This is a genomic window from Ciceribacter sp. L1K23, from assembly GCF_018122705.1.
Lineage (GTDB): Bacteria > Pseudomonadota > Alphaproteobacteria > Rhizobiales > Rhizobiaceae > Allorhizobium.
This window is the reverse complement of record NZ_JAGRRC010000001.1, coordinates 3,736,616-3,761,828: the sequence shown is the minus strand read 5'-3', so window position 1 is coordinate 3,761,828 and position 25,213 is coordinate 3,736,616. Positions and strand designations below refer to the sequence as shown.

Sequence of the window (25,213 nt, the reverse complement as noted above, 5' to 3'; positions counted from 1 at the left end):
TCATGACTGCGCGTATGGACCAACGTTTTGCTGCCCTTAAGGCAGAAGGCCGCCCGGCTCTCGTCACCTATTTCATGGGTGGCGATCCGGACTACGACACGTCGCTTGCGATCATGAAGGCCCTGCCGGAAGCCGGCGCCGACGTTATCGAGCTCGGCATGCCCTTCTCGGATCCGATGGCCGACGGCCCGGCAATCCAGCTTGCCGGTCAGCGGGCATTGAAGGCCGGCCAGACCCTCGTGCGCACGCTTGATCTGGCCCGCGAATTCCGCAAGACGGACAATGAGACGCCGATCGTCATGATGGGGTATTACAACCCGATCTACGTCTATGGCGTCGACCGTTTTCTCGATGACGCACTGGCTGCCGGCATCGATGGCCTGATCGTCGTTGATCTGCCGCCGGAAATGGATGACGAACTCTGCATCCCGGCCCGCAGCCGCGATATCAACTTCATCCGCTTGGCGACTCCGACCACCGACGACAAGCGTCTGCCGACCGTTCTGAAGAACACCTCGGGCTTCGTCTACTATGTCTCGATGAACGGCATCACCGGTTCGTCGCTGCCGGATCCTTCGCGAGTTGCTGGCGCCGTTCAGCGTATCAAGGCGCATACGGACTTGCCGATATGCGTCGGCTTCGGCGTCAAGACCGCCGAGCATGCGCGCCTCATCGGCGCCAATGCCGATGGCGTTGTCGTCGGCACTGCGATCGTCAATCAGGTTGCTACCAACCTCACAGCCGATGGCAAAGCGACGGCGGATACGGTTCAGGCCGTCGCCACGCTGGTGCGCGGACTGGCAAGCGGCGTGCGTTCCGCCCGCCTTGCTGCTGCCGAATAAGCACCCCATATGGGCTTTAAACATCAGGAGTAAGCCGCGTGAACTGGATCACCAACTATGTGCGCCCGCGCATCAATTCCATGCTTGGTCGCCGCGAAGTTCCGGAAAACCTCTGGATCAAGTGCCCGGAAACGGGCGAGATGGTCTTCCACAAGGACCTGGAAGAGAACAAGTGGGTGATCCCGGCTTCGGGCTACCACATGAAGATGCCGGCCAAGGCCCGCCTGACCGACCTCTTCGACGGCGGTCAGTACGAGGCTCTGCCGCAGCCGAAGGTGGCGCAGGATCCGCTGAAGTTCCGCGACTCCAAGAAATACACCGATCGCCTTCGCGACAGCCGCGTGAAGACGGATCAAGAAGACACGATTGTCGCCGGCGTCGGCACGGTGCAGGGCCTGAAGCTCGTGGCCGTCGTCCACGAATTCAACTTCATGGGCGGTTCGCTCGGCATCGCCGCCGGCGAAGCGATCGTGAAAGCCTTTGAGCGCGCGATCAAGGAAAAGTGCCCGCTGGTCATGTTCCCGGCTTCGGGTGGCGCCCGCATGCAAGAGGGTATCCTCTCGCTGATGCAGTTGCCGCGCACGACGGTAGCCGTCGACATGCTGAAGGAAGCCGGCCAGCCCTACATCGTCGTCCTGACCAACCCGACTACGGGCGGCGTCACGGCGTCCTATGCCATGTTGGGCGATCTCCACATCGCGGAACCGGGCGCCGAGATCTGCTTTGCCGGCAAGCGCGTCATCGAACAGACCATCCGCGAAAAGCTGCCCGAGGGCTTTCAGACTTCGGAATACCTGCTGGAGCACGGCATGGTCGATATGGTGGTCAAGCGTCATGACATTCCTGACACGCTGGCTCGTGTCCTGCGAATGATGCTGAAAAAGCCGCAGCCAGACACTCGAAAGAAGCTGCCCGCGCCTGAGGCCATTGCCGTCTCACCTGCTTAATCCGCGCCGCACCGAACAGCTGTCGACGAGATCATAGAAATGACCAAGCCCGCCATCAGTGAGGCAGAGCTGGAGATCGAAAGGCTCATGGGCTTGCACCCAAAGGGCTATGATCTCTCGTTGACGCGCATCACCCGTCTTCTTGAAACGCTGGGAAATCCCCAAAAGCGTTTGCCTCCGGTCATCCATGTGGCCGGAACAAACGGGAAAGGCTCTGTGTCGGCTTTTTGCCGTGCACTGTTGGAAGCCGGCGGCATGAGCGTGCACGTTCATACCTCACCGCATCTTGTCAGATGGCACGAGCGATATCGCCTTGGTCGAAAAGGTGAACCCGGACGCTTTGTGGAGGACGCAAAGTTTGCCGATGCTGTTCGGCGCGTGGCTGAAGCCAATGCGGGCCAGCAAATTACCGTATTCGAAATTCTGACCGCTGTCGCATTCCTGCTCTTCTCCGAGGAACCTGCTGATGTTGTGATTATGGAAGTGGGCATGGGGGGCCGCTTCGACTGCACCAACGTCATCGACCAACCCGCTGTTTCAATCGTCATGCCCATATCTCTCGACCATCAAGCGTATCTCGGCGATCGCGTCGAACTGATCGCCGCGGAAAAGGCGGGGATAATGAAGCGCGGCTGTCCAGTCGTGATTGGTCATCAGGAGTTTGACGCCGCGCTGGAGGTTCTCATGACCACCGCTGAGCGACTGTCCTGTCCCATGAGTGTCTATGGACAGGATTACTTCGGTCACGAGGAGTTCGGCCGATTGATCTATCAGGATGAGTTCGGTCTCTCCGATCTTCCGTTGCCGCGGCTTCCCGGTCGTCATCAGTACGCAAACGCAGCAGCGGCCATCCGTGCGGTGAAGGCGGCAGGCGTCGTATTGACCGAAGACATTGTCGCCAAGGCCATGACGACGGTGGAATGGCCGGGACGACTTCAGCTTCTGACAGAGGGAGCGCTCTATGCAGCAGCTCCTGACGGCTGTGAGTTGTGGGTCGACGGCGGCCACAATCCCGGCGCCGGAGAGGTGATAGCCGAGGCAATGGCGAGTTTCGAGGAGCGCACATCGCGCCCCCTTGTTCTCATCATCGGAATGCTCAACACCAAGGACCCGACCGGCTATTTTCAAGCCTTTGCAGGTATCGCGTCTCACGTTTACACCGTTCCCATCAGGGGAACGGATAATGCCCTTGATCCGGTTGTCCTGGCGGATGCTGCTATGGATGCCGGGCTGGTGGCGGAGCCCATGTCGAGCATCCTGGACGCTCTTCACGCCATAACGGAGCGACAGCAGAAGGATGTTGCCGCCCCCCGCGTCATGATCGGTGGGTCGTTATATCTGGCAGGTAATGCGCTTGCAGACAACGGCACTCCCCCGAAATGAAGAAGCCCGGCGTACCGGGCTTCACATTCATCGACTTATGCTAGCAGTGAGCTTAAACTGCTCCAGCGATCCAGCTTGACAAAGCTGTTTTGGGGGCCGCTCCGACCTTGATGTCGGCAACCTCGCCACCCTTGAACATCGCAAGAGTCGGAATAGACCGAACGCCGAATTTGGCGGCGAGCTCGGGGTTTTCATCGATGTTCAGCTTGGCGATCTTGACCTTTCCAGCCATCTCCTGCGAAATTTCTTCCAGGCTCGGTCCGATCATCTTGCAGGGGCCGCACCATTCAGCCCAGAAATCCACGATGACAGGCTCAGCAGATTCAAGAACCTCCGCCTGGAAATTTGCGTTGTCGACTTTAACCGTAGCCATGATTGCTCCTTTCGCGGTCGAAGTATCTGACAGACATGTGAGAACGTTGGCCCGCCTTTTCAATGGGGCCTGTATTTCACAGTGTGTTGAGCTCGGCAAGCGTGCTGTCCAGCAACTCAGGTGGAAGCTCAAGCAGCTTTGCCTCTTCGGTGTATATCAGCAAGCCGTCAATTACGTGGCCCGGGTAGATGGGTTTCAGAAGTTCCCGATATATCGCCAGCTGAGCTCTATGAGGGAAGGGGACGTGAGAAAGATCGCGTGGTGGAATACGGTTCGTCTTGTAGTCGATCAGGATGACCCGTCCCTCGACCACGGCAAGCCTGTCAATTCGTCCACTCACCGCCCGGTCGTCACCAGCGATCATCAGAGTTCCCATGATGGATACCTCTGCCTGCCCGTAGGACGACATTATCTTCCTCATATCGGGGTGCTGGATAAGTTGGGCTATCTGCTGAAACAGTTGCAGGCGTTGCACTGTTGTCCAGAACCGCGCCGCGCGCGAAATGTAACGCTCCGCCGCGGCCATCCGATCTTGTTCTGGCACGTCTGGTAAAACCTGCAGCAGTCGATGAACCAGGCGTCCTTTTTGCAAGGCTCTATCGCCCTCCTGCTTCGGCGCGAAGAGCCTTGATCCGATGATAGCGTCACTAGGCGCATCCTCAACAAAAAAGCCGACGCCAGAAGGGCTCAGGGGACGCGGAAGTTGGCTCGGAGGTGGCAACGGCGTGAGCAAGGCGGGCGGGAGTTCATATTGTTCCAATCTGGCAGGTGGAGGTTCGTGTCCTTCAATTCGAGCAGCCTGTTCAGGCAGCTCCCAGACGATGCCGTCCCACTGGTCCCCAGCTGTGGTGAAACGTTCCTCCCGACAAAACCTCGGCTCTGCACGCAACGCGGTACTCACCATGTCGTGCCATATGTCGCTCGGCCTCTGCTTGCCGCAGTATCCGCAGATGACGAGGCGATCGGCTGCTCGGGTCATGCCCACATAAAGAAGGCGCCTGTACTCATCTTCGGCCAGCTGGCGAATCCGGTCACGATCGAACTGCGAGACGCATGTCTCCAGGTTTTTCGTCGGCACCCAGATTGGCACTGTCTTGCCGTGCTCTGTTGTCGCAAACCGGAACCGCGGCAGATGGTTGCTATTGAAGGGTCGGCCCCCACCATCGACAAGGAAGACAACCGGGGCTTCCAGACCCTTCGACGCATGGACTGTCATAATCCGTACCTCGTCACGGGAGGAGTCCTGCTCTCGCTTGATTTCCGGCGCTTCGGTTTCGAGCGCGGCAACAAATGCCTGGAGGCCTGGCATGCCTCCGCTCTCGTGATCTAGAGTGAGGTTGGTGAATTCGTCGAGAACGTCCGCTGCTTCTGATCCTAATCGACCCAGAAATTTGCGTCTGCCGCCAAAGGCGCCAAGCACATGGGCGTAGAAGCCATGGACGGACGACCGTCGCGAACGCTCGACCAGTTGCAGCAGCTCTGATGTGATCCGGTGCCAGACGCTGTCTGCATCCGTTTCAGCCAACGTCAGGATTCTTTGCCAAAGGGAATATCCTTCCGGACGGAACGCGGCGGCTTCATAAAGCTCCGTTTCGGTGAGATTGAAAAGTGGGCTTTTCAGGAGCGAAGCAAGAGACAGATCGTCCGACGGCAGCAATACGAAACGGCCAAGCGCAAGAAGATCTTGAATGGCTATGTGTGTCGTCAGCTTCAATCGATCCGCGCCTGCCACGGGGATATTGCCGCGACGCTTCAGCTCCCGCGTAAGTGCTCCCACAAAGCTGTCACGTTTCCGAACAAGCACGAGAATGTCGCCCGCGCGGATGGCGCGTTCGACTCCATCGTCGACGATTTTGCCCTGCCTGATCATCTGCTCCATTGTTTCGGCGATACGCCGCGCGACGATCGCCGGAGGAGCGTTCTCAGGGGTTGAATCGAAGGGAGCCGTCCAATCGTCGCTTTTCTGCGTCGCGTCCGCAGCAACAATATCCCAAACTTCGACGCGGCCGGGGTGACCGATACGATTCGAGACATGAACGATCGCTTCGGACGACCCGCTCAACCCACGAGCGTTGTCCTGGAAACGGAAGACTTGGTCGACCGCTGAAAGAACCGCTCCGGTTGACCGGAAGGAAAGCGGAAGGCGTACGGCACTGAAATCCAGCCCCCCCTGGCTGACGTCTCTTTCTGTAGCGCGGCTTTCCTCTGAAAAACGTTCGGGTCTAGCGCCCTGGAACGAGTAGATCGACTGCTTCTCATCGCCCACCGCGAAGAAGGTGCGCAAGCCCGGACGAGCGCTCTCGCCCGAAAAGAAATCGTCACGAAGCGATCGTATTACCGACCATTGTACGGGGCTGGTATCCTGAGCTTCGTCGACGAGGATATGATCAATGCCCTGATCCAGCTTATAGTGAACCCAGGGGGCGGCGTCGCTTTTGGTCAGGAGCTCCGCTGTTCGCGCAATCAGATCTTCGAAGTCCAACTGGCCCCGGACCTTCTTCCGATACTCATAATCGCCAATCAGGAATTGAGCGAGGACCAACGCCGCCGAAGTTGCTTCGTATGTCTGTACAAGTCGTACTCGTTCACGGCACTGCAACAAGTGTTCTTGCGCCCTGGTGAACCAGTCGCCGACATCGATCACCTGCCGCTGCATTTCCGCCGTAGCAACTGTTTTCAGACTTTTCGGCGCCCCTAGCTTTGTCAGAAGTGCGTTCTCTAGCCGGGCAAGTTTCAGCATAGGATCTGTTTCGCCAGTCGCCGCACGCAATTCGGAGGCGACTGCTTGAGCATTGGCTCCGCCGATTTTGTCGGCAAGCTCGAGATAAACCGCGAGATTTTCGCCTGAGAGGCCGGCCAGCGGCCAAACAGCCTCAGCGGCCGACCGAACCGTCTCGGTCTCCTTCAAGCCGAGGCGACCACGGAGCACTTGGTTGAAACCGTCTCCGCGCTCCGCCGCGGAAAGGAAATCCCGCAATGACTGCCGATTGCTGACAATATCAGCAAGAAGAGCTTCAAGGCCGTGTTCGTCAGCCAGGGAAAGAACCTGCTCGAAGGCGCTCACGAGTTCCGGATTCTGCCTCGCAGAGGCGAGCGTCAGAAGCGAACGCTTGACATCATCAAGAAGCGTTGAGGCCGCCCGATCCTCCAGAACGGTAAAATGGCCCGCCACGTTGGCCTCAAGCGGAAACTGGTGTAGCAGCGCCTCGCAGAATGCGTGGATGGTCTGAATTTTCAGACCGCCTGGGGTTTCGAGAGCCTTGGCGAAGAGTTGTCGGGCGTCGCGTAGCTTGGCATGGTCGGGTGGCTGTCCCTCGATTTTCTCGATCCGCAGGGCGAGTTGTTGATCATCCAGTCTCGCCCACTCGGCCAGCCGTGCAAAGACGCGATTGGACATCTCAGATGCGGCTGCTTTCGTGTAGGTCAGGCAAAGAACGGAAGAGGGCCTTGCCCCAGACAGCAGCAGTCTGATGACCCGCTGCGTTAGCACATGTGTCTTGCCAGATCCGGCGTTCGCTGACACCCACGCGGAGCGTCGGGGATCGGAGGCAAGGGCTTGCTGCGCTGTTGTCCAGTCCGCCGGATTCAGTCCCTCCGGCATCATTGTAATATCACTCATCGCCGACCTCGTCGGCTTCGGCGGTCGACCATTCCGCCACGCGCGCAAGATGATCGTAGTCTCCGCCGAGATCGCCTTGCTGGAAAGGTATGAGACGGGACACAAAGCCGCGCTCGCCGCTAAAGAGAAGCGCGACAAAGCGGTTTAGCTGTGATGCGGCGTCCGATCCCAGGTCTGACGCGGACTTTACTTTGTCGCCCTTGCCGCTCTGCTCATTGTTCACTGCCTCAGCCCCAAAACGCGCACCCGGACGAAGACGCACATACAGTAGATCGTTGGCATTGCGGATGCCGACGTTTTTAAAGGCACCGGCCTGAAGCGCGGCTGCCTCAAGAGGCAGCTGCGGATCGAGAAGGCTTCTTGCCTGAGCCACGCTGGGGCTGGAGCCAGTCTTGTAATCGATTATATCCGCAAGACCGTCGATCCGAATATCGATTCTGTCGGCAACGCCCGTCAGACGGATACCAGCACCCTCTAGTTCAAAGCCTGCGGGAACCTCTGTAAACGACTGGCTATATGATCCCTGCCGATTTTGCTCCCATTGCAAAAATGGATCGGCAATGCCCCAGAAGCGGTGACGCCAGACAACATCTATATGCGGCGGAAGCTTCGCGGCCGCGAAGCACTCGTTAATGATTCGCTCAACATCGGATCGCTCCACCTCATGTCGTGAGACCATCGCCTCGCGCACAAGCCGTTCCACTATCTTATGGTAGAGTGTGCCTCGTTCAGCAGGTCCCGGTTCGCCGCTGAAGGGGGCGATCGGTTCAAGTCTGAGGATACGTCTCGCATAAACCGAATAAGGATCACGCCTCAGTCGTGCCACCTCGCTGAAGGAGTACTGGCGTGGCTGCAAGGCCGCATCGGGCCTTGGCTCGGGACGTCGCGCCGCAGGCTGGGCTTCGCCTTCATCGAGCATCGCAACGAACTGTCTGTACCGATCACCACGTAGCCGGAGTTCTTCAGCAAGACCGTCACCGGCAAGTGCAAGCAGTCGCTGCAACCAGCGGGAGGCGACGGTGGGTGTGTTCCCTTGGCGCAAGGAGCGCGAAAAAATCAGCTTCCTGGTGCCGCACGCCATTTCGAAGTCGTGCGCCAGCTGGCCGGTCCGCCGCTCGGGTGGCTGAAGACCGATGTCTGTCTTCATCGTCCGCGACAGAAAGGGATTGTTCGTCGTCTGCGTTGGCCAAGAGCCTTCATTCAGACCTCCCAGAACCATCGTGTCGACATTCTGGAGGCGCGCCTCGAGGGTACCGAAGATAAAGACCCGAGGGTGCCGCATGGCTCTCGGCTTCACGGCCTCGCCCGCACTAAAAGCTTCGACGAGATCGATCCACTCGAGACCGGTGGCTTCCAGCTGTCCGTCCGTTTCGATGATCTGCTCGAGCAGGTTCGCCAGCTTCTCGCCCGCCTCGTCACCCCATAAGCTGGATAGGTCGCCTCGATCATCAATGCACACGGCTTCCAAGGCCTGACCGGTAAGGACTGCCCACTCGGAGAGCGGTAGTCGACGGTCTGCGGCATTCTTGAGATAGGCGAGTGCGTGGTCCATCAGCGTGGCGAGAGTGGCGGCCGCGGCCACCGCTTCTTCGCCGAGGTTCTTTCTCCAAAGGGGTGGATGCCTCTCCTGCGACTGTGCCTTCAGTTGATCTTCAAGAAGGCTCCGCACGTCTTTTATGTTCGCGTTTTTTGTCCCGCCTCGCAGCGCCAACAGCTCCAGCATCTCGGCCGATGTCACGATGTCGTGTTCGTTACAGCCGAAACGTGCGAGCGGATGTTTTAACAATCCGGCGAGCGTCGTCGGATTGCCGGGCTGCAAGCACGCTTCGAGCAGCAGACCAAGGATCGTCCCCTGCCTGCTTCCCGTGAGCGGTGTGCCGGCGGTGTCATCGGCGGCAATGTGATAGCGCGCCAGTTCTGCGACAACCCGCTTGGCTAGGTTCCGATCGGGGGTGACAAGCGCCACCCGGCTTTCGCCGGCGGCGCCGACATCCTCCAGGGCCAGACGGAGCGCGGTGGCGATGGCAGCCGCCTCTTCCCGCTCGTTAGCGGCTTCGATCAGGCTGACATCCTTAAAGGCATTCGAGATCCGCCCCGGATCGAAGCTTGACCGCCATTCCATCCAACTGTCGGTGGCGCCGGCCGGCGTCAACGCACGCGAAATGATCTGTGCCCGATCCGCCAGGTCGTCGTCCGGCCGTCCAAGTGCGGTGACGTCATTTCGATGAACTCCCAACTGTTTCAGCAATTGGGACAATCCGTACTGTGGATGACTGCGCGAGGCAGGATCAGGAATACTCTTGTCCCCGAGTTCAGCTCCAACGAGTGACCAATGAGCGTCGGGCATCGTCTGATCAAGACCCGGCAAGACCACGATACCTTCCGGTATCGATGCTGCTGCCGCAATCAACTCAGCTGCTGCGGGAATGGAGCCCGTCGATCCCGCAATAATGACGGGGTCTCGGCTGTCGAGCGCAAGCAGCCGCGCGGCTTCACCCCGGAGTTGGGCGTTGCGATGTCGCACGGGGGAAGAGCGGTTCAGTTCGTTCAGTCGATCGGGCCAGAACGTTCTCGCTATCTTGAGGAACTCCAGCGTCAGCTGCCACCATCCAGCAAAGTTGCCGGCTTCGATGGTCTCCAGGAGATTCCAGTCGGTTTCTTCCGTCTCGATCGCATCGATCAGTTCGGCAAGCGCCCTCGCGAGCCACACCGCGTCCGCGGGGCTTGCGGGTGCCACGAGCGGGGTATCAGAATGAAGACTGCGGACGATTTCGGGCAGCTGGTTCCGCCAGGCGAGAATCAGCCGTCCGAGTTCGATGAGGCGCGCCGTATTACTGATCGGTGGGTAGAGATCGAGAATATCAGGCGCGTCCACATCGAAGTAACCAAGATCTTCTTCCGTTTCGCCGAGCGGCTTTATGATCGGCAGTATGGCGGTCCGACCACCCATGAGATCGACAAACTCCGACCGCAATTCGCGGGCTGCGCGACGGGTGGGCAGATAAATCGTTATCTTGGCGAGAGCTAGCGGATCGGTCGGATCATGCCGAAAGCCGCGGATAAGCCGGCCGTTAAGCAAGCCACTGGCCAGCTCCCGGAGGAAAGGCACACCCGGGGCGATGGTCATGATCTGTCCCTCTCGCCCGCGCGTCATGTCATCGGTCCTCCTCGTGTTCGCGCATCGTGTTTTCTGCAGCTACAATTGCCTCAGGTGTGCCGACGGTGATCCAGTGACCGGAGAGTTCTATCCCATAGAGACGACCCGCAGAGATCGCCTTGTCAAAATAGAGGTTGAGATTGAATGCTTCGGATGGAGCATCGGAAAAAAGCCCCGGATCAAGAACCAGCGCTCCCGCGTACACAACCGGATGCTCGTCGCCATCGACATATCGGGTAAGCTTGCCCGTCGGTGCCATTGAAAAATCGCGCTTTTCATTGTGCCCCGTTGTCCGTCCGGGTGGCACGCAAAGGAGCGCCATGTCCATGCTGCCAGGATCGAAAAATTCCGCAAGCCGGTGAAGATTGGAGGACGATGACGTTTCGCCGATCCAGAAAAGATCGGCATTCATCACGAATACGGGCGCATCTCCAAGCTGCTGGAGTCCCTTGACCAGACCGCCGCCCGAGTTCAGCAGGCCTTGCCGCTCATCCGATACTAGTACTTGCAGGCGGGAGTAGGTGGACAAGTGCGCCATCATCGCATCCGCATGATGATGGACGTTGACGACTGCTCGTTCCACACCCGCCTCGGCGAGCAGATCCAGTGCGTAGTCGATCAACGGCTTTCCAGCAACCTGTATGAGCGGTTTAGGCGTCGTGTCCGTGAGGGGACGCATGCGCGTGCCAAGCCCAGCGGCCAGCACCATCGCTTCGGTGATTTTCATGTCAGTCAAGGCTCTGATTCGGCTACTTCAATTCCAGCCTTTATGCACCACTCGCGCAAGGGCGACATTATGGGATGCTCCAGGGCAACTGCCAGGTGCCAGAGGGTGCGCGACATATGGCGCATGTAGTCCGGTTTCCGGTCCCGCTGAAGCAGTCTGACCCAGAGTCCGTTGAGCTTGCAGGCTCGCTGAGCCGACATGATGTGCCACGACTTGACGAACGATTCCCCGTCAAATGACCCATGTTCGCGCCTCAGGGTGAAATACCGTGCCATCAGCATGTCCATCAGCGGTCTTCTCACCGTCACACGGGCATCCTGGACAATCGAAACCAGGTCATAGCTGCTAGGACCAATCATGGCGTCCTGAAAGTCGATCAGCCCAACGCGTGCGTGGCCTTGCTGTGCCTCTCGCCAGATGATGTTGGGAGAATGGAAGTCGCGCAGGACCACCTTTTTTTCGCAGGTCCCCAACTCGTCGATCAGATGGTCCCATATCGCCAAGAAGTTTGCACGCTCCTGCGGAGAAGCTACCTCGCCTCCGCGCTTCCATGGAATGTGCCAATCCAGAATCAGCTCCGCCTCGATCTTCATCGCGGACCGGTCGTAGTTCGGGATATGATGCGTGCGCCCGTCATCAAGTGGGATCTCGGCGGGAAAGGTGTTTGAGTGTAGCCAAGCCAGACACTCGACCGCAGCTTCGTACCGCTCCGGAACCGGCAACCCTTGATCGTCAAGGATGGAGCCGCTTCCAAAATCCTCGATCACGAGAATTCCTTGGTCCAGATCAGCGGCATGGATCTCGGGCGCGGCAAAGCCTTTGTCCCGCAACAACCGGTCGATGGCGACAAACGGACGAACATCCTCAGCAAGATGAACGAGTTGCGAATAGGGCTTTCCATCGCGTATGGGCGGACCGTCCGGCTGGCGGGGAGAATCCATCAACACCAGCGTCTTTGAGTCGGGCATATGGAGGCGTTCATAGGCCCTCGTCGATGCGTCTCCAACGAGGAACCGACGCTTTACTCCCCTGAAGCCGTGCTCATCTAGAAACGAGCGGATTGCCCGGAGCCGGATTAGCCGATCAAGTTTCTGGGACGGACCGCTAATGTCGAGGCGGCGCCCTTCAGCCTGATGGGTCAACTCCATCCATAATGTTGTTGCCGGCAGAGCGCCCGCGGCGCGATCCGGCCATTCAACCAACACGACACCATCTTCCAAAGCCTCATCGAGACCAAGTTCGTCCAGTTCGGAGACGTGTGTCAGCCGATAAAGATCGAGATGGTATAGAGGAATTCTGACGTCATAAGACTGGACCAGAGTGAATGTGGGGCTCGGTACATCAAGCATCGGATCATCCGCCACCGCGCGAATGAGGGCGCGAGCGAGCGTGGACTTTCCAGCGCCTAGGTCGCCTGAGAGCGCAATGCAATCACCCGGCTTTACCAAGAGCGCCAGATCCTCCCCGAACGCGGTGGTCGCGGATTCGTCAGGAAGGAAGAGATTGAAGCGGGAAGGTGCGTTCTGGATCATTCCGCAGCAGCGACTGACCGGGGTTGGCTGGATGATGGGATACGGCAGGTTACAGTAGTTCCAAGTCCAGGATCGCTGGCAATCGATACCTTGCCGTTGTGAAGGCTTACAAAACTTTCGACGATAGAGAGACCCAGACCGGCACCGCTCCGCCTGCCGCCCTTACCGTTGGATGAAAAACGGTCGAAGATGTTGTGCAACATGTCCGGCGCTATACCGCATCCCCGATCCTTGACTGCGAATAGAAAATCTGACCCCTCGCGCCAGCATTTCAATTCAACGGCCGTCGAAGCCGGTGCAAAGTTCACTGCATTGGTCAGGAGCTTGATGAGTATTTGCTTCAATCGCTGCTGATCGGCTGTAATCGTGCCCAGGCTTGGCGGTGCCGAAATTTCCAGCGTCACGTTCGCCTCCTGAAGACGATCGGTCATTTGCATCGCGACATCATCAAGGAGGTCATCGAGATCGATCTCCTCGTGGTTCAGGCGCATGATGCCCGCATCGACAGTTGCGAGGTCAAGAATGTCATTGACGATCGTCAGGAGCACCGACGATGACGTCGATATATGATCAATGTATTCGGCTTGTCGCTCGTTCAGCGGCCCGACGGACGGCGTTTTCAAAAGGTCCGTGAAGCCTATGATGTTCGTCAACGGTGAGCGCAGTTCGTAGGACATGTGTTGGACGAAATCGTTCTTGAGTTCGTCCGCCTTTCGCAAGGCCTCGTTCTTTTCCAGCAATGCGCGCTCCGCCCTTGCGCTGTCCGTCATGTTGACAAATGTCAGCATCGTCTGAGCGTTCGGCAGCGGGATGACAGCGTAGTCGAGTATGAGACCAGAATGCAGTTCGAGCGTACCTTGGAGGGAAGGTCTTTCGTCCTCGAAGCTCGTGATCATGCGTCCGAAGGTCTTCCAGCCGTCGGGCTTGTCGTAAGAGTTCGCGCACGCCGCTTCGATAGTTTGAATATGGGTATCCGGTTTGGCCACGGCCTCGCTAATACCCCACAAGGCGCGGAAAGCAGGATTGGATAGACGCAGACGTCCATCTGGACCGAAAACAGCCACGCCTTCCGAAAGATGATCGATGGTTTCGCCCTGAACACGCAAGAGAGTGTTGTATTTCGTTTCGAGATCGACCTGTTCGGTCAGATTTTCGAAGACCCAGGTCGCACCGCCCTGTGGGTGCGCTGCCGTGATGACGCGCAAGGTTTGGCCATTTGGCAGATGCCAGAGATCGGTCCTCGTCTCAATCGATCGGTAGACTGCCAGCGCCTGTTCTTTCCAGTTTTTCCAGTTCAGTTGCTCCGGCAGCTTCTTGTCAGTTCGCAGTCGGTCAAGAAGTTCGCCGTTCTCCGGTTTTCCTTCCAGGAAGGGCATATCCAGAGCCCAAAGGCGGGCAAACGCCTGGTTGTAGAACTGCAGTCGCCGCTGTGCATCGAATATCGCGACGGGTGTTGCCAAGTGGTCCAACGTATCCGCATGGCTCTTCAGCGTTCTCTGAAGTTCCTCCCGAAGAGCCTCGTTCTGGCTGATGTCGATGGCGAGACCGCAGCCGCCATCTGGCGTCTTCGTATCGACGATGTCGAGGAACGCGCGTCGTCCACGCACCACCGCCGATATGGTTCCATGGAATGGTGAATCTATCCCGGTTTGTGCCCTGACAGTGGCGCGGTCGATCGTGCCTAAAAGTTCTTGCTGCGACGCAATTACCTGCTGTGGGCTTTGCGCTTCCACGGCCTCGCTATAGGCATGGTTTACCCAGATAAGACGTCCGTCCGGATCACGCCGCCACGCCGGCTGATCGATTGAGTTCAGAAGCGTTTCGAAAGCCGTGATCGAAGACAGTAGACGTGAACGTTCGATTTTGAGCTCCGCAAGCTCGGCGCGAAGATTGTTCAAGGCCACGAAGCTCGTGAATGCTCTGCCCCCCGACAGGCGGCCCTGAACTTCAAGCAATTCGCTGCGGTTGGTCTCGATCACAAGATCGAATGTCTGGGCTTCCGAACGCAGCGCCTCGATTGCATGTTCCAACTGCATCGCGGAAGCCGAATTGAGCCAGCGACCAAATGCAAGGAAGTCAGCATCGCCTTGCGGAGCTCCGCAATCAGCGGGGAGCTGGCCCACGAATTCGGCTTTGCCGGTCCGGCCATCCCAGATCACGATACGCCTGTTCTTTTCCGCTATTAGCGCCTCATAACGTGACAGGCGTTGATTGGCGTCCGCGAGAAGGCCGCGGACTTCCTCGGTTTCTGCCTCGATTCCGGCTTTTTGCCTGATCAGCCAAAGAACGGAAAAGAGGCTGGCGGACAAAAGACCGAGAACAATCGAAAGTCCGACCATCTCCGCCGATCCGAACAGATTGCCCGTCTTCGTCAGGATTGCCGCGTCGACGCCGAATGCTGCTGGGGAAGAAGCGCCCAAGGCACTGCTGCCCAGGAGGAGCGCTGTAAGCCGTTGGCGCCATCGCGACCATTTCCGACTCTGCGGCAGAGAAATACCGCAAGAACCGTCAAGGCACGCAACGTGATGCGCAAAATTTGTCTGCTGCCCGGATGGCGACTCGCGCCATTCCGACCTCGTATTCTTCTTCACCGACATCCCCGGTCTGTCTCCGTCCCATGAGCCGCATCTCGACAAGACATCCCAACTTCACCGGAGCGCCAGTGCGCTTAACGGCGAATCAAGTTCTAAAACATTACTGCCTAAGGGAATCCCAGTGAAGGGTTGGGCTCAAAAAAGAAGCCGCGGCCTTTGTCAAGGTCGCGGCTACAATATGTTGTGTATATAAGGTCGTCGATTAATAGCGATAGTGGTCGGACTTGAACGGACCCTGGGGAGCCACGCCAATGTAGCTTGCCTGCTCGCTTGACAGCTCCGTCAGCTTCACACCGAGCTTTGCCAGATGCAGGCGCGCAACCTTCTCGTCCAGATGTTTCGGCAGGACATAAACCTTGTTCTCGTACTTCTCGCCCTTCGTGAAGAGCTCGAGCTGTGCAAGAACCTGGTTGGTGAACGAGGCCGACATGACAAAACTCGGATGTCCTGTGGCGTTACCGAGGTTCAGGAGGCGCCCCTCGGACAACAGAATCATGCGGTTTCCCTGCGGAAACTCCACCATGTCGACCTGCGGCTTGATATTGGTCCACTTGAGATTGCGAAGGGCAGCAACCTGAATCTCATTGTCGAAGTGGCCGATGTTTCCAACGATCGCCATGTCCTTCATCTGCCGCATGTGATCGAGGCGGATGACGTCCTTGTTGCCGGTCGTGGTGATGAAGATATCCGCAGTCGAAACGACATCTTCCAGCTGGACAACCTCGAAACCATCCATAGCCGCCTGCAGTGCGCAGATCGGATCCACCTCGGTGACCTTCACTCGGGCACCGGCTCCACGAAGGGATGCGGCCGATCCCTTTCCGACGTCGCCGTAGCCACAGACAACCGCAACCTTTCCGGCCATCATGACATCGGTTGCCCGCCGAATTCCGTCGACGAGAGACTCCTTGCATCCGTACTTGTTGTCGAACTTCGATTTCGTAACGGAGTCGTTGACGTTGATCGCCGGGAAGGGCAGCAGGCCCTTTTGGCTTAGCTGATACAGCCTGTTTACGCCGGTGGTGGTTTCCTCAGTCACGCCACGGATGGCGTCGCGCTGCTTGGTGAACCAACCCGGCGAAGCCGCGAGCCGCTTCTTTATCTGGGCGAACAGGATTTCTTCTTCCTCGGAATGAGGGCTCGACAGAACGTCCTCTCCGGCCTCCGCGCGTGCGCCAAGCAGGATGTACATGGTTGCATCGCCGCCGTCATCGAGGATCATGTTGCTGAAACCGCCGTCGGTCCATTGGAAGATGCGATCCGTGTATTCCCAATAGTCGGTCAGGCTCTCGCCCTTCACAGCGAACACCGGTATGCCGGACGCCGCGATTGCAGCGGCTGCATGATCTTGCGTCGAAAAGATATTGCACGACGCCCACCGAACTTCGGCGCCCAGCGCAACGAGCGTCTCAATGAGCACCGCGGTCTGGATCGTCATGTGGAGCGAGCCAGTGATGCGGGCACCTGAAAGCGGTTTTGCCTCGCCAAACTCATCACGGCAGGACATCAGTCCTGGCATTTCGGTTTCGGCGATGTCGATTTCCTTCCGGCCAAAATCGGCAAGCGAAATATCCGCTACGACGAAGTCACTTGTATGGCTCATCTGTTTCTCCAGCCTGTACGCTGGGGGACGGTCCTCGATCACCCATGCGTATGTGTTTCCTCTTTAAACAGAGGGTTGATAGCTGGAATAGCAGGCTTTGTTCGATGTGACAATATGGATATAAAGACCTCTTTATGTCTTTATATCCTTTCGATTTACGCTTCCTCGCCAAATTTGTTAAGGATCAACTGTTCCAGGGCATCCAGCACTTCGGTCGCCTGAGACCCGGTCGCCGATACGCGAATGCTGCAGCCGGGGCTGGCTGCAAGCATCATCAGTCCCATGATCGACATGCCGCCTACTTCGGTTCCATCCTTCGAGACCGATACGAGAGCGTCGTAACTTCCTACGGTTTGGACAAATTTGGCGGAAGCCCTGGCGTGAAGACCGCGTTTGTTGGAGATGAGCAACTCACGTGACAATGTCATCATGGACGCCTGATACCCTATTTACCGCTCAAAACTCGGCTCGCGACATTGATGTATTTTCGTCCAGCTTCCGACGCCTCAGCGAGTGCCTTCTCCATGTCATTATCGGAACGCACCCCTGCAAGTTTTATCAGCATTGGAAGGTTCACACCTGCTATCACTTCGATACGGCCGCTGTTCATAACGGAAATGGCAAGGTTTGAGGGTGTACCCCCGAACATGTCGGTCAAAATGATGACACCATGCCCATCGTCGGCTCTTAGGACGGCGTCGAGGATATCTTGACGCCTCTGGTCCATATCGTCTTCCGGCCCAATGGATACCGTTTCAACGAATTTTTGAGGGCCAACGACGTGCTCCACCGCATGGTGAAACTCTTCCGCAAGCTTGCCATGGGTGACAAGCACAAGTCCGATCATTATAGCCGCCTCTTTGCTGCCGCAAAACCTGGCCCAGTTATCGCACTGCGGCCTTTTCGTCCACCGGTGGCCGACAATCTTGGCGATGTATCCGCCGAGCGCAAGCAAAAACGAGACTCAATCATCACTGCGATGCCGCGTCCCTATAAGGCTCTCGATCCAAGCCAGCGGAGAACTGCAACCTATGACGATCCGCAGCAGGGGAACGCTGATATTTGCTGCGAATTCGTAGCATTCGTCATCCAGGGGAAGACGTTCTGCTTCGTTTCCAACCGGAAGGACACAATAATGGATCACAGTCGATCTCTGTCCGCCCATCTCAACAATACCGCTGTGCCTCAGCTCAAGAAGCCCGGCGGTCGCCACCGGACGGGACGCAATTACGGACCCATTTAATATCTGCAGCCAAGCCTGATCATCAGCGACGAGGGCTCCGTATCGCCCGTTGCGGCGCGCCTCGGCGATACATGAGAATGCCAAACTTGACTTGCCCGAACCCGACGGACCTACAAAGGCCAGTCCAGTTAAGCCGACGGCAATAACCGTCGTGTGGGCATTGATTCCGCTACCGGTCATGCCGCCACGTCAATCGGCAACGTGAGAGTGAATTTGGCTCCTCTTGGCTTTGAATCTTCCTGTTGGAGCAGGTTTTCTGCTCTCAAGGTGCCGCCATGTGCCTCGGCAATCTGCCGGCTGATCGACAAGCCAAGACCAGAGTTCTGCCCGAAACCCTCGCCTTCGGGACGGTCCGTGTAGAAGCGTTCGAAAATACGGTCAATGTTTTCAGCCTGAATCCCCGGTCCGTTGTCCTCGATCTGGATGACGCAACGTCCCTTGGTTCGTGACAGACGTACAACGATACGTCCGCCATGAGCGGGCGCGAAAGAGCGTGCGTTCTCGATCAGGTTTGAGATGATCTGGCCAAGCCGCAGGTCATGACCATTGACCATGAAGCCAGTTTTCATTCCTTGTTTCCGATCCACGATATAGTCGATCTCGACGGGCTTCTTGCGCGTGCTGATCTGCCGCGACGCGTCCACAAGATTGCTGAGAAGGACTTCCATATCGACGGGCTTGGCGTCGCTTCGCGCAAGCTCGGCGTCCAGCCGCGAGGCATCGGAAATGTCGCTGATCAGCCTGTCAAGCCGTCGCACGTCATGTTGGATAATATCGAGAAGCTTGTTTTTCGATTCTTCCGTCCGGGCGAGCGGCAGCGTTTCCACGGCACTGCGCAGCGAAGTCAGCGGGTTCTTTAATTCGTGACTGACATCGGCCGCAAAGCTTTCGATCGCATCGATACGATCGTAGAGCGCATTCGTCATTTCGCGTAGCGCCAGGGAGAGGTTGCCGATTTCGTCTTGGCGTGCAGAGAAGTCGGGAATTTCCTGCCGTTCCTTTGCTCCGCGTCGGACCCGAACCGCTGCCGCAGCAAGGCGGCGCAGGGGATTGGCAATCGTCGATGAGAGCAGAAGGGAGACAACGATGTTAACCAGCGTTGCCACGCCGAAAACGCGCATGATCGCAAGTCTTTCAGCATGAACAATTTTGTCGATGTCTCCGGCTTGCGTCGATAAGAGCAACACGCCGAGCACGGCTCGGAACCGCTGCACCGGGACGGCAACAGATACGATCAATTCACCGTTGTCGGTGACCCGCACCACCGCACCCCGCACACCCGTCAATGCATTCATCACTTCTGGATAGATAGACCCGTCGCCGCCGGGCGTTTCCTTGTACAAAGGGAGGTTGCTCGGTTGCAGCAGCTTGTTGAACAGACGCGCTGCCGCATCGGCCCAGCCCTCACTGTCGGTCTCCACAGGTGGGAGATCGAACCGGAGAATCTGTCCCCGCGAGTAAAGATGTCGCGAGTCCAGAAGCATGTTGGCATCCGCGTCAAAGAGCCGGGCACGGGTTCGGGTAGGGGAGATCAGCCGTCGCAGGACAGGCGCCACCCTCTCGGGATTGATTGGGAACTCCAGGTCTTCATCGTTGGGAACTGGCGTTATGCTTTGTCCGGCTTGCAGTTCCAGCAGCTTCTGCGGGTCGATTGTTATCGAATTCGTATCCACGGACGCCGACGCGGAGATGGCACCTGCAATGATTTCGCCTTGGGTAAGAAGGCTCTCAACGCGGGCGTCGATCAGTCCCTCGCGGAACTGATTGAGATACATAATCCCGGCCACCAGAACGACGAGGGCGGCAAGATTGAAGAAGACGATGCGGCGCGTGAGGCTGGAAAAAAGTGCATTGCCGAAGACGCGGCGAATGAGAGTAAACGGGTGAACCATGAAACGACGCCGCGCAACGGCTACATCGGTCTCATCCAGGTCATCATTCGAAAACGGTCGTTCCAATCCCTAAACCTCTTGCGTGGAACGGTGCCCCGCACAGTGCCAACGCGCTTCCAGTCAGGCCGCTTCCCGGAACCGGTAGCCGACGCCATAGAGTGTTTCGATCATGTCGAAGTCGCCGTCTACCATTTTGAATTTTTTCCGCAGACGCTTGATGTGACTGTCGATCGTACGGTCGTCGACATATACCTGCTCATCATACGCGGCGTCCATAAGAGCGTCCCGGCTTTTCACGACACCGGGCCTTTGCGCCAGGGACTGAAGAATCAGAAATTCCGTGACCGTCAAAGTGACTGGGTCGCCCTTCCAGGTACACGTGTGCCGTTCTTGGTCCATAACAAGTTGCCCGCGTTCAAGAGTACGCGCCTGCGGCTCGCCTGTCGTCTTGCCGGTGCTTGCTACCGGGTTCCCTTCACGATTTGCTGCACGCCGAAGGATCGCCTTGACGCGTTCCACCAATAGCCGTTGGGAGAATGGTTTGGTGATGAAATCGTCGGCACCCATCTTGAGGCCAAACAGTTCATCGATCTCTTCGTCCTTGGATGTCAGGAAGATCACCGGAAGATCCGACTTCTGACGGAGCCGCCTCAGCAGTTCCATGCCATCCATTCTCGGCATCTTGATGTCGAAGATCGCAAGGTGCGGCGGGCGAGCCAGCAGACCGTCGAGTGCGGATGCGCCATCGGTATAGGTCTCGACCTTGTAGCCCTCGGCCTCCAACGCGATTGACACCGACGTCAGAATGTTGCGGTCGTCATCCACGAGGGCGATTGTCTGCATGAGAGTACTCTCCATGATCATTGCTCTTCGGCTCCTGTCTCTGCCCGCCAGCCCGGAGGCAATCAGGGAACCGCGTTCTGGGGGTAAAGGTGGAACAAATTGTGGCAGAGATAAAGGGTAGTGCTCGGGACAATCTCTCGTTCTTGCAGATAGAGGCCGAGCGTAGACGGCGGACCCGCTATATTCAAACCGATTTAAAAAGGATGAATGAGATTTAAATCGATTAAATATCTGATATTATTGACATTTTTGGAAATATGCTCTTGCGCAAAGACACAACTGCATCTAGTTGTGCCTTGAATTTAACGGCTGTCGCCCAGAGCAAAGGAAGCTGTCCATGGAGGAGCTTGGAGTGAACAATCCCTTGATGGGGGTCGCTGCAATTGGTTTGGGCGACGCTGCGCGTGTCTTCTATAACCTGACGCCGAGCGAACTCTACGAGGAGATCATCCTGCGCCGTGAGGCTGTTTTGACGGCCGACGGCGCAGTTTGCGCCGAGACCGGACAACACACGGGGCGTTCGCCCAAGGATAAGTTTGTCGTACGGGATGGTACGACCGACGGGCAGATCTGGTGGGAAAACAACAAGCCCATGTCACCAGAAAACTTCGGTCTTCTGCATAAGGATATGCTGGCGCATGCTGCTGGTCGGGATCTGTTTGTTCAGGATCTCATCGGCGGCGCGGATGTCGACAACGCGCTTCCGACCCGCGTCGTTACTGAATATGCGTGGCACTCGCTATTCATCCGGAATCTTTTGATTCGGCCGGACCGATCGACTTTGAAAACTTTCCATCCGAAGCTGACGATTATTGATCTGCCAAGCTTCAGGGCCGATCCGGCCCGTCATGGTTGCCGTACCGAGACCGTGATTGCCTGCGATCTCACCAACGGTATCGTTCTGATTGCAGGCACCTCCTATGCCGGGGAGATGAAAAAGTCGGTCTTCACCGTCCTGAATTATTTGTTGCCCGCCAAGGGTGTGATGCCGATGCATTGCTCCGCCAACGTTGGGGCAGATGGAGATGCCGCTGTTTTCTTCGGATTGTCCGGTACCGGAAAAACGACGCTCTCCGCGGATCCCTCGCGCACTTTGATCGGGGACGACGAGCACGGTTGGGGCGAGCATGGTATCTTCAATTTCGAAGGTGGATGCTACGCAAAGACAATACGTCTGTCGGCCGAAGCCGAGCCGGAAATCTTTGCAACCACGAAGAGATTCGGGACCGTTTTGGAAAATGTGGTTCTCGATCAGAACCGCGTGCCAGATTTCGACGACGGATCCAAGACCGAGAACACCAGGTGCGCCTATCCGCTGCACTTCATTCCGAATGCATCGCCGACCGGAACGACAGGACACCCTCGGACCATCATCATGCTGACGGCTGACGCATTCGGAGTCATGCCGCCGATCGCGCGGTTGACCCCCGAGCAGGCGATGTACCACTTCCTGTCTGGATACACGGCCAAGGTTGCCGGGACGGAGAAAGGTGTCACAGAACCCGAAGCCACGTTCTCCACCTGCTTTGGTGCGCCGTTCATGCCGCGTCATCCGGCGGAATACGGACGTTTGCTGCGCGATCTTATTGCCGAGCACGACGTGAAATGCTGGCTGGTCAACACCGGCTGGACCGGTGGTGCCTATGGCGTTGGTCATCGCATGCCGATCAAGGCAACGCGGGCCCTGCTCACCGCTGCGCTCAAGGGGGATCTGCTGAGCGCCGAATTCAGAACCGATCCGAATTTCGGTTTTGCTGTGCCTGTTGATGTCCCCGGGGTAGACCGAGCCATACTGAATCCCCGCTCCACCTGGGCTGATCCGGAGGGATACGATGCGCAGGCCCAGAAACTGGTCGCTATGTTCATCACGAATTTTGCCAAATTCGAAGAACATGTGGACCACAAGGTGCGGGATGCGGCACCCACCGTGAGAATCGCTGCTGAGTAATAGTGCGTTTTCGGACTGTATAAACCCGGCGGCTTCCGCCGGGTTTTTTGTTTCCCGGATGGTGCCTATAATGGCGCGCCGCAGAAACGGAACAGGACTATGGCCAGCGAACCCCTCGTCATCAATGAAAGAATAGTCATCGCGGCATGGGAGTTGACCGAGCAGTTTGTGCTGGCCGGCGGTCCCGGCGGGCAGAACGTCAACAAGGTTGCGACTGCTGTTCAGTTGTTTTTCAACGCTGCCGGGTCTCCGGCTCTAAGTGAGCGCATTAAGACAAACGCGTTGAAACTGGCGGGGAGGCGGGCATCCAAGGATGGTGTCATTCTAATTGAGGCGGCCCGATTCAGGAGTCAGGAACGGAATCGAGACGACGCTCGCGAACGGCTGCGCGAGCTTATCCTCAAGGCAGCGGAACCACCGGCACCGCCAAGGCGAAAGACCAAACCGTCCAAGGGTGCAATTGAACGGCGGCTGAAGGAAAAGAGCGGTCGGTCCGAAGTCAAGCGGATGCGCGGCCGGCCGGACAACGAATGAATAACGCCTGGAGACGACATTCAATGTCGACACCCGTACTTCTGGAAGAGGGATTGCTGCTCCGCCCCGGTTATTTCTCTCAAGAGCAGCAGGAACTGGTGCTAGAGGATGTGCGGTCTGTTGTTGGTATCGCGCCGCTCTTTGTTCCGGTCATGCCCAAAACGGGCAAGTCACTGTCGGTGCGTATGACCAACTGCGGTGATCTTGGCTGGGTCACAGATCGTGAGGGCGGATACCGATATCAGGATTTTCATCCGGTTACCCGAGAACCATGGCCAAAGATCCCGCAGCGTCTTCTGGAGTTATGGTGTGACGTTTCCGAATACGACGCCCCGCCGCAGGCGTGCCTAGTCAATTTTTATGAACCCGGGGCCAAGATGGGTCTCCATCAGGATCGCGACGAGAAGAACTTCAAGGCTCCCGTCGTCTCCGTTTCTCTTGGAGACGCATGTCTCTTTCGGGTTGGTGGTCTCGACCGACGCGATTCTACCCGTTCGTTTAAGCTGGAAAGCGGGGACGTTCTCGTCCTCGGCGGAAAAAGCAGGTTAAGATATCACGGCGTCGACAGGATTTATCCCGGCACGTCGACGTTGCTTCGGCACTCCGGGCGCGTAAACCTGACGATGCGCCGAGTCACGGACTGATACGTCGAATAAATCACAACTTTCTCAGTGCGACTTTCTCGATAAGGTGGTCTTTGCCTTTTCTCAGTATGAGATCGGCACGCGGTCGCGTTGGCAGAATGTTTTCCCGCAGGTTTTTCAGGTTGATGCTGCTCCAGAGATCCTCAGCGCGGGCCAGCGCTTCTCCTTCGGTTATTGTCGCGTATCGATGGAAATAGGAATTGGGATCCTTGAATGCTGTCTGGCGTAACTTCATGAAGCGATCGACATACCAGCGATGAATGTGTTTTTCGTCGGCGTCGATGTAGATCGAGAAGTCGAAGAAATCGGATACCATGGGCACGATCTTTCCATCGGCCGGTAAGTCCCGCGACTGCAAGACGTTGATACCCTCGAAGATCAGAATATCCGGACGGTCCACCACGCGGTACTCGTTCTGAAGGATGTCGTAGGTAAGATGCGAGTAGGTCGGCGCGTTCACGTTCGGACGACCGGCCTTTATGGCGGAAAGAAACCGGAGGATGGCCGCCGTGTCGTAGCTCTCTGGGAATCCCTTGCGGTTCAGGATGTTCTGACGAACGAGCGTCTCATTGGGATAGAGAAAGCCGTCGGTGGTAACGAGATCCACTTTGGGGCTTGACGGCCAGCGGGCCAGAAGTTCTTTCAGGACGCGAGCGGTCGTGGACTTGCCAACGGCGACCGATCCGGCGATCCCGATGACAAACGGCGTTTTTGTCACGTCCGAGAGGCTGAGAAACCTGTTTCGCTGCTCGAACAACAGTTGCGAAGACTCGACGTGTGCCGATAGCAGGCGAGACAGAGAGAGGTAGATTCGTCTGACCTCTTCCAGATCAATCGGATCATCGATGGACCGAAGTCGCCGGACTTCGTCCTCCGTCAGCGTGAGAGGCGTATCGGCACGGAACCTGGCCCATTCATTCGAAGAGAAGAAATGATATGGCGAATAGTCGTTCGGCTGAAAATGATCGAGCGCCTCGGACGTTTCGGCTTCCCTGCTTGCAGTAGTCATGGGTCTTTTCGACTGGCCTTCTCGCTGAGGCCGCTTTGACCGGTTCGCCGCTCAAGCTCGCTCATCACCGCTTGTAGCGGGATATCAGCGATTTTCAATACGACCATCAGATGATAGAGAAGATCTGCGGTTTCGTAGACGAGGTTGTCTCTGTCGCCCGTTGTTGCGGCGATGATGGTTTCGATAGCCTCTTCGCCCAGTTTCTTCGCCGCTTTCGCCTGCCCACTTGCGATCAGTCGCGCCGTCCAGGACTCGTCTGCTGGCGCTGACGATCTCTCGTCAACAATGGCCTCAAGGTCCTGTAGCGTGAACTTGGACATTCC

The 25,213-nt window shown here is 57.4% G+C and carries 20 protein-coding genes; 6 read left to right on the top strand and 14 right to left on the bottom strand.

The genetic code is table 11. The features are described 5' to 3' along the window. The first annotated feature begins 2 nt into the window (after positions 1-2). Genes trpA through J5J10_RS18245 form a run of 3 tightly spaced genes read left to right on the top strand, consistent with a single transcriptional unit; the run spans position 3 to position 3,172 of the window. A complete protein-coding gene (gene trpA / locus J5J10_RS18255; protein WP_211930951.1) occupies positions 3-842 on the top strand; it encodes a tryptophan synthase subunit alpha in 840 nt (279 codons plus the stop codon). Between the two features lie 38 nt (positions 843-880). After that, positions 881-1,789, top strand: coding sequence for an acetyl-CoA carboxylase, carboxyltransferase subunit beta (gene accD, locus J5J10_RS18250; RefSeq protein WP_211930950.1), 909 nt, complete (start codon positions 881-883; stop codon positions 1,787-1,789). Between the two features lie 39 nt (positions 1,790-1,828). Further along, complete coding sequence (locus tag J5J10_RS18245) at positions 1,829-3,172, top strand: folylpolyglutamate synthase/dihydrofolate synthase family protein (protein WP_211930949.1); 1,344 nt, start codon at positions 1,829-1,831, stop codon at positions 3,170-3,172. A 52-nt stretch (positions 3,173-3,224) separates the two neighbouring features. On the opposite strand, the gene trxA is transcribed toward J5J10_RS18245, so the two are convergent. The 12 genes from trxA to J5J10_RS18185 form a co-directional block, all read right to left on the bottom strand. Continuing rightward, positions 3,225-3,545, bottom strand: a complete 321-nt coding sequence (gene trxA / locus J5J10_RS18240) for a thioredoxin (RefSeq protein ID WP_208547847.1) — start codon at positions 3,543-3,545, stop codon at positions 3,225-3,227. A gap of 76 nt (positions 3,546-3,621) precedes the next feature. Beyond that, positions 3,622-7,164 carry a double-strand break repair helicase AddA gene (addA, locus tag J5J10_RS18235; protein WP_211930948.1) on the bottom strand — a complete coding sequence of 1,181 codons (3,543 nt, stop codon included), beginning with the start codon at positions 7,162-7,164 and terminating at the stop codon, positions 3,622-3,624. Further along, complete coding sequence (addB, locus tag J5J10_RS18230) at positions 7,157-10,318, bottom strand: double-strand break repair protein AddB (protein ID WP_211930947.1); 3,162 nt, start codon at positions 10,316-10,318, stop codon at positions 7,157-7,159. Before addB ends, addA begins: the two co-directional genes overlap by 8 nt. 1 nt (position 10,319) lies before the next feature. Next, on the bottom strand, positions 10,320-11,048 hold the full coding sequence (locus J5J10_RS18225; RefSeq protein ID WP_211930946.1) for a nucleotidyltransferase family protein: 729 nt from the start codon (positions 11,046-11,048) through the stop codon (positions 10,320-10,322). 5 nt (positions 11,049-11,053) lie between these two features. Beyond that, positions 11,054-12,580 (bottom strand): tRNA (adenosine(37)-N6)-threonylcarbamoyltransferase complex ATPase subunit type 1 TsaE, encoded by a 1,527-nt coding sequence (gene tsaE / locus J5J10_RS18220; RefSeq protein ID WP_211930945.1) that lies wholly within the window; start codon positions 12,578-12,580, stop codon positions 11,054-11,056. Then, positions 12,577-15,177 (bottom strand): PAS domain-containing sensor histidine kinase, encoded by a 2,601-nt coding sequence (locus J5J10_RS18215; RefSeq protein ID WP_211930944.1) that lies wholly within the window; start codon positions 15,175-15,177, stop codon positions 12,577-12,579. Before J5J10_RS18215 ends, tsaE begins: the two co-directional genes overlap by 4 nt. 199 nt (positions 15,178-15,376) lie before the next feature. Further along, on the bottom strand, positions 15,377-16,777 hold the full coding sequence (gene ahcY / locus J5J10_RS18210) for an adenosylhomocysteinase (protein ID WP_211930943.1): 1,401 nt from the start codon (positions 16,775-16,777) through the stop codon (positions 15,377-15,379). A gap of 155 nt (positions 16,778-16,932) precedes the next feature. Beyond that, entirely contained in the window at positions 16,933-17,208 is a 276-nt protein-coding gene (locus J5J10_RS18205) for an HPr family phosphocarrier protein (RefSeq protein WP_211930942.1), read from the bottom strand. A 14-nt stretch (positions 17,209-17,222) separates the two neighbouring features. Beyond that, on the bottom strand, positions 17,223-17,624 hold the full coding sequence (locus J5J10_RS18200) for a PTS sugar transporter subunit IIA (RefSeq protein WP_211930941.1): 402 nt from the start codon (positions 17,622-17,624) through the stop codon (positions 17,223-17,225). Between the two features lie 117 nt (positions 17,625-17,741). Beyond that, positions 17,742-18,200 carry a hypothetical protein gene (locus J5J10_RS18195; protein WP_208547855.1) on the bottom strand — a complete coding sequence of 153 codons (459 nt, stop codon included), beginning with the start codon at positions 18,198-18,200 and terminating at the stop codon, positions 17,742-17,744. Beyond that, positions 18,197-19,912 carry a sensor histidine kinase gene (locus J5J10_RS18190; protein WP_211931295.1) on the bottom strand — a complete coding sequence of 572 codons (1,716 nt, stop codon included), beginning with the start codon at positions 19,910-19,912 and terminating at the stop codon, positions 18,197-18,199. The genes J5J10_RS18195 and J5J10_RS18190 overlap by 4 nt, the downstream gene beginning before the upstream one ends. 120 nt (positions 19,913-20,032) lie before the next feature. Beyond that, positions 20,033-20,755, bottom strand: a complete 723-nt coding sequence (locus tag J5J10_RS18185; protein ID WP_208552946.1) for a response regulator transcription factor — start codon at positions 20,753-20,755, stop codon at positions 20,033-20,035. Positions 20,756-21,092: 337 nt separating this feature from the next. Here J5J10_RS18185 and J5J10_RS18180 point away from each other — a divergent pair, with 337 nt between their 5' ends. The 3 genes from J5J10_RS18180 (at position 21,093) to J5J10_RS18170 (ending at position 23,881) form a co-directional block, all read left to right on the top strand. Then, positions 21,093-22,703, top strand: coding sequence for a phosphoenolpyruvate carboxykinase (locus J5J10_RS18180; RefSeq protein WP_211930940.1), 1,611 nt, complete (start codon positions 21,093-21,095; stop codon positions 22,701-22,703). Between the two features lie 99 nt (positions 22,704-22,802). Next, entirely contained in the window at positions 22,803-23,237 is a 435-nt protein-coding gene (gene arfB, locus J5J10_RS18175; protein ID WP_211930939.1) for an alternative ribosome rescue aminoacyl-tRNA hydrolase ArfB, read from the top strand. Positions 23,238-23,260: 23 nt separating this feature from the next. Continuing rightward, positions 23,261-23,881: an alpha-ketoglutarate-dependent dioxygenase AlkB gene (locus J5J10_RS18170; protein ID WP_211930938.1), complete on the top strand. Its 621-nt coding sequence runs from the start codon at positions 23,261-23,263 to the stop codon at positions 23,879-23,881. 13 nt (positions 23,882-23,894) lie between these two features. Here the strand turns inward: J5J10_RS18170 and coaA are convergent, their stop codons facing one another. Further along, complete coding sequence (gene coaA, locus J5J10_RS18165) at positions 23,895-24,890, bottom strand: type I pantothenate kinase (protein ID WP_211930937.1); 996 nt, start codon at positions 24,888-24,890, stop codon at positions 23,895-23,897. After that, positions 24,887-25,210, bottom strand: a complete 324-nt coding sequence (locus tag J5J10_RS18160) for a phosphoribosyl-ATP diphosphatase (protein WP_211930936.1) — start codon at positions 25,208-25,210, stop codon at positions 24,887-24,889. The genes coaA and J5J10_RS18160 overlap by 4 nt, the downstream gene beginning before the upstream one ends. Positions 25,211-25,213: the final 3 nt, after the last annotated feature.

What these genes read in the sequence shown, in the direction of transcription:
- tsaE (WP_211930945.1), bottom strand. Translation starts at nt 12,580, where the DNA reads ATGATCCAGAACGCACCTTCCCGCTTCAATCTCTTCCTTCCTGACGAA.
- ahcY (WP_211930943.1), bottom strand. Translation starts at nt 16,777, where the DNA reads ATGAGCCATACAAGTGACTTCGTCGTAGCGGATATTTCGCTTGCCGAT.
- J5J10_RS18200 (WP_211930941.1), bottom strand. Translation starts at nt 17,624, where the DNA reads ATGATCGGACTTGTGCTTGTCACCCATGGCAAGCTTGCGGAAGAGTTT.
- J5J10_RS18180 (WP_211930940.1), top strand. Translation starts at nt 21,093, where the DNA reads ATGGAGGAGCTTGGAGTGAACAATCCCTTGATGGGGGTCGCTGCAATT.
- J5J10_RS18190 (WP_211931295.1), bottom strand. Translation starts at nt 19,912, where the DNA reads ATGGTTCACCCGTTTACTCTCATTCGCCGCGTCTTCGGCAATGCACTT.
- trpA (WP_211930951.1), top strand. Translation starts at nt 3, where the DNA reads ATGACTGCGCGTATGGACCAACGTTTTGCTGCCCTTAAGGCAGAAGGC.
- trxA (WP_208547847.1), bottom strand. Translation starts at nt 3,545, where the DNA reads ATGGCTACGGTTAAAGTCGACAACGCAAATTTCCAGGCGGAGGTTCTT.
- addA (WP_211930948.1), bottom strand. Translation starts at nt 7,164, where the DNA reads ATGAGTGATATTACAATGATGCCGGAGGGACTGAATCCGGCGGACTGG.
- J5J10_RS18225 (WP_211930946.1), bottom strand. Translation starts at nt 11,048, where the DNA reads ATGAAAATCACCGAAGCGATGGTGCTGGCCGCTGGGCTTGGCACGCGC.
- arfB (WP_211930939.1), top strand. Translation starts at nt 22,803, where the DNA reads ATGGCCAGCGAACCCCTCGTCATCAATGAAAGAATAGTCATCGCGGCA.
- J5J10_RS18195 (WP_208547855.1), bottom strand. Translation starts at nt 18,200, where the DNA reads ATGACCGGTAGCGGAATCAATGCCCACACGACGGTTATTGCCGTCGGC.
- J5J10_RS18205 (WP_211930942.1), bottom strand. Translation starts at nt 17,208, where the DNA reads ATGATGACATTGTCACGTGAGTTGCTCATCTCCAACAAACGCGGTCTT.
- J5J10_RS18185 (WP_208552946.1), bottom strand. Translation starts at nt 20,755, where the DNA reads ATGCAGACAATCGCCCTCGTGGATGACGACCGCAACATTCTGACGTCG.
- addB (WP_211930947.1), bottom strand. Translation starts at nt 10,318, where the DNA reads ATGACGCGCGGGCGAGAGGGACAGATCATGACCATCGCCCCGGGTGTG.
- J5J10_RS18245 (WP_211930949.1), top strand. Translation starts at nt 1,829, where the DNA reads ATGACCAAGCCCGCCATCAGTGAGGCAGAGCTGGAGATCGAAAGGCTC.
- J5J10_RS18170 (WP_211930938.1), top strand. Translation starts at nt 23,261, where the DNA reads ATGTCGACACCCGTACTTCTGGAAGAGGGATTGCTGCTCCGCCCCGGT.
- coaA (WP_211930937.1), bottom strand. Translation starts at nt 24,890, where the DNA reads ATGACTACTGCAAGCAGGGAAGCCGAAACGTCCGAGGCGCTCGATCAT.
- J5J10_RS18160 (WP_211930936.1), bottom strand. Translation starts at nt 25,210, where the DNA reads ATGTCCAAGTTCACGCTACAGGACCTTGAGGCCATTGTTGACGAGAGA.
- J5J10_RS18215 (WP_211930944.1), bottom strand. Translation starts at nt 15,177, where the DNA reads ATGTCGGTGAAGAAGAATACGAGGTCGGAATGGCGCGAGTCGCCATCC.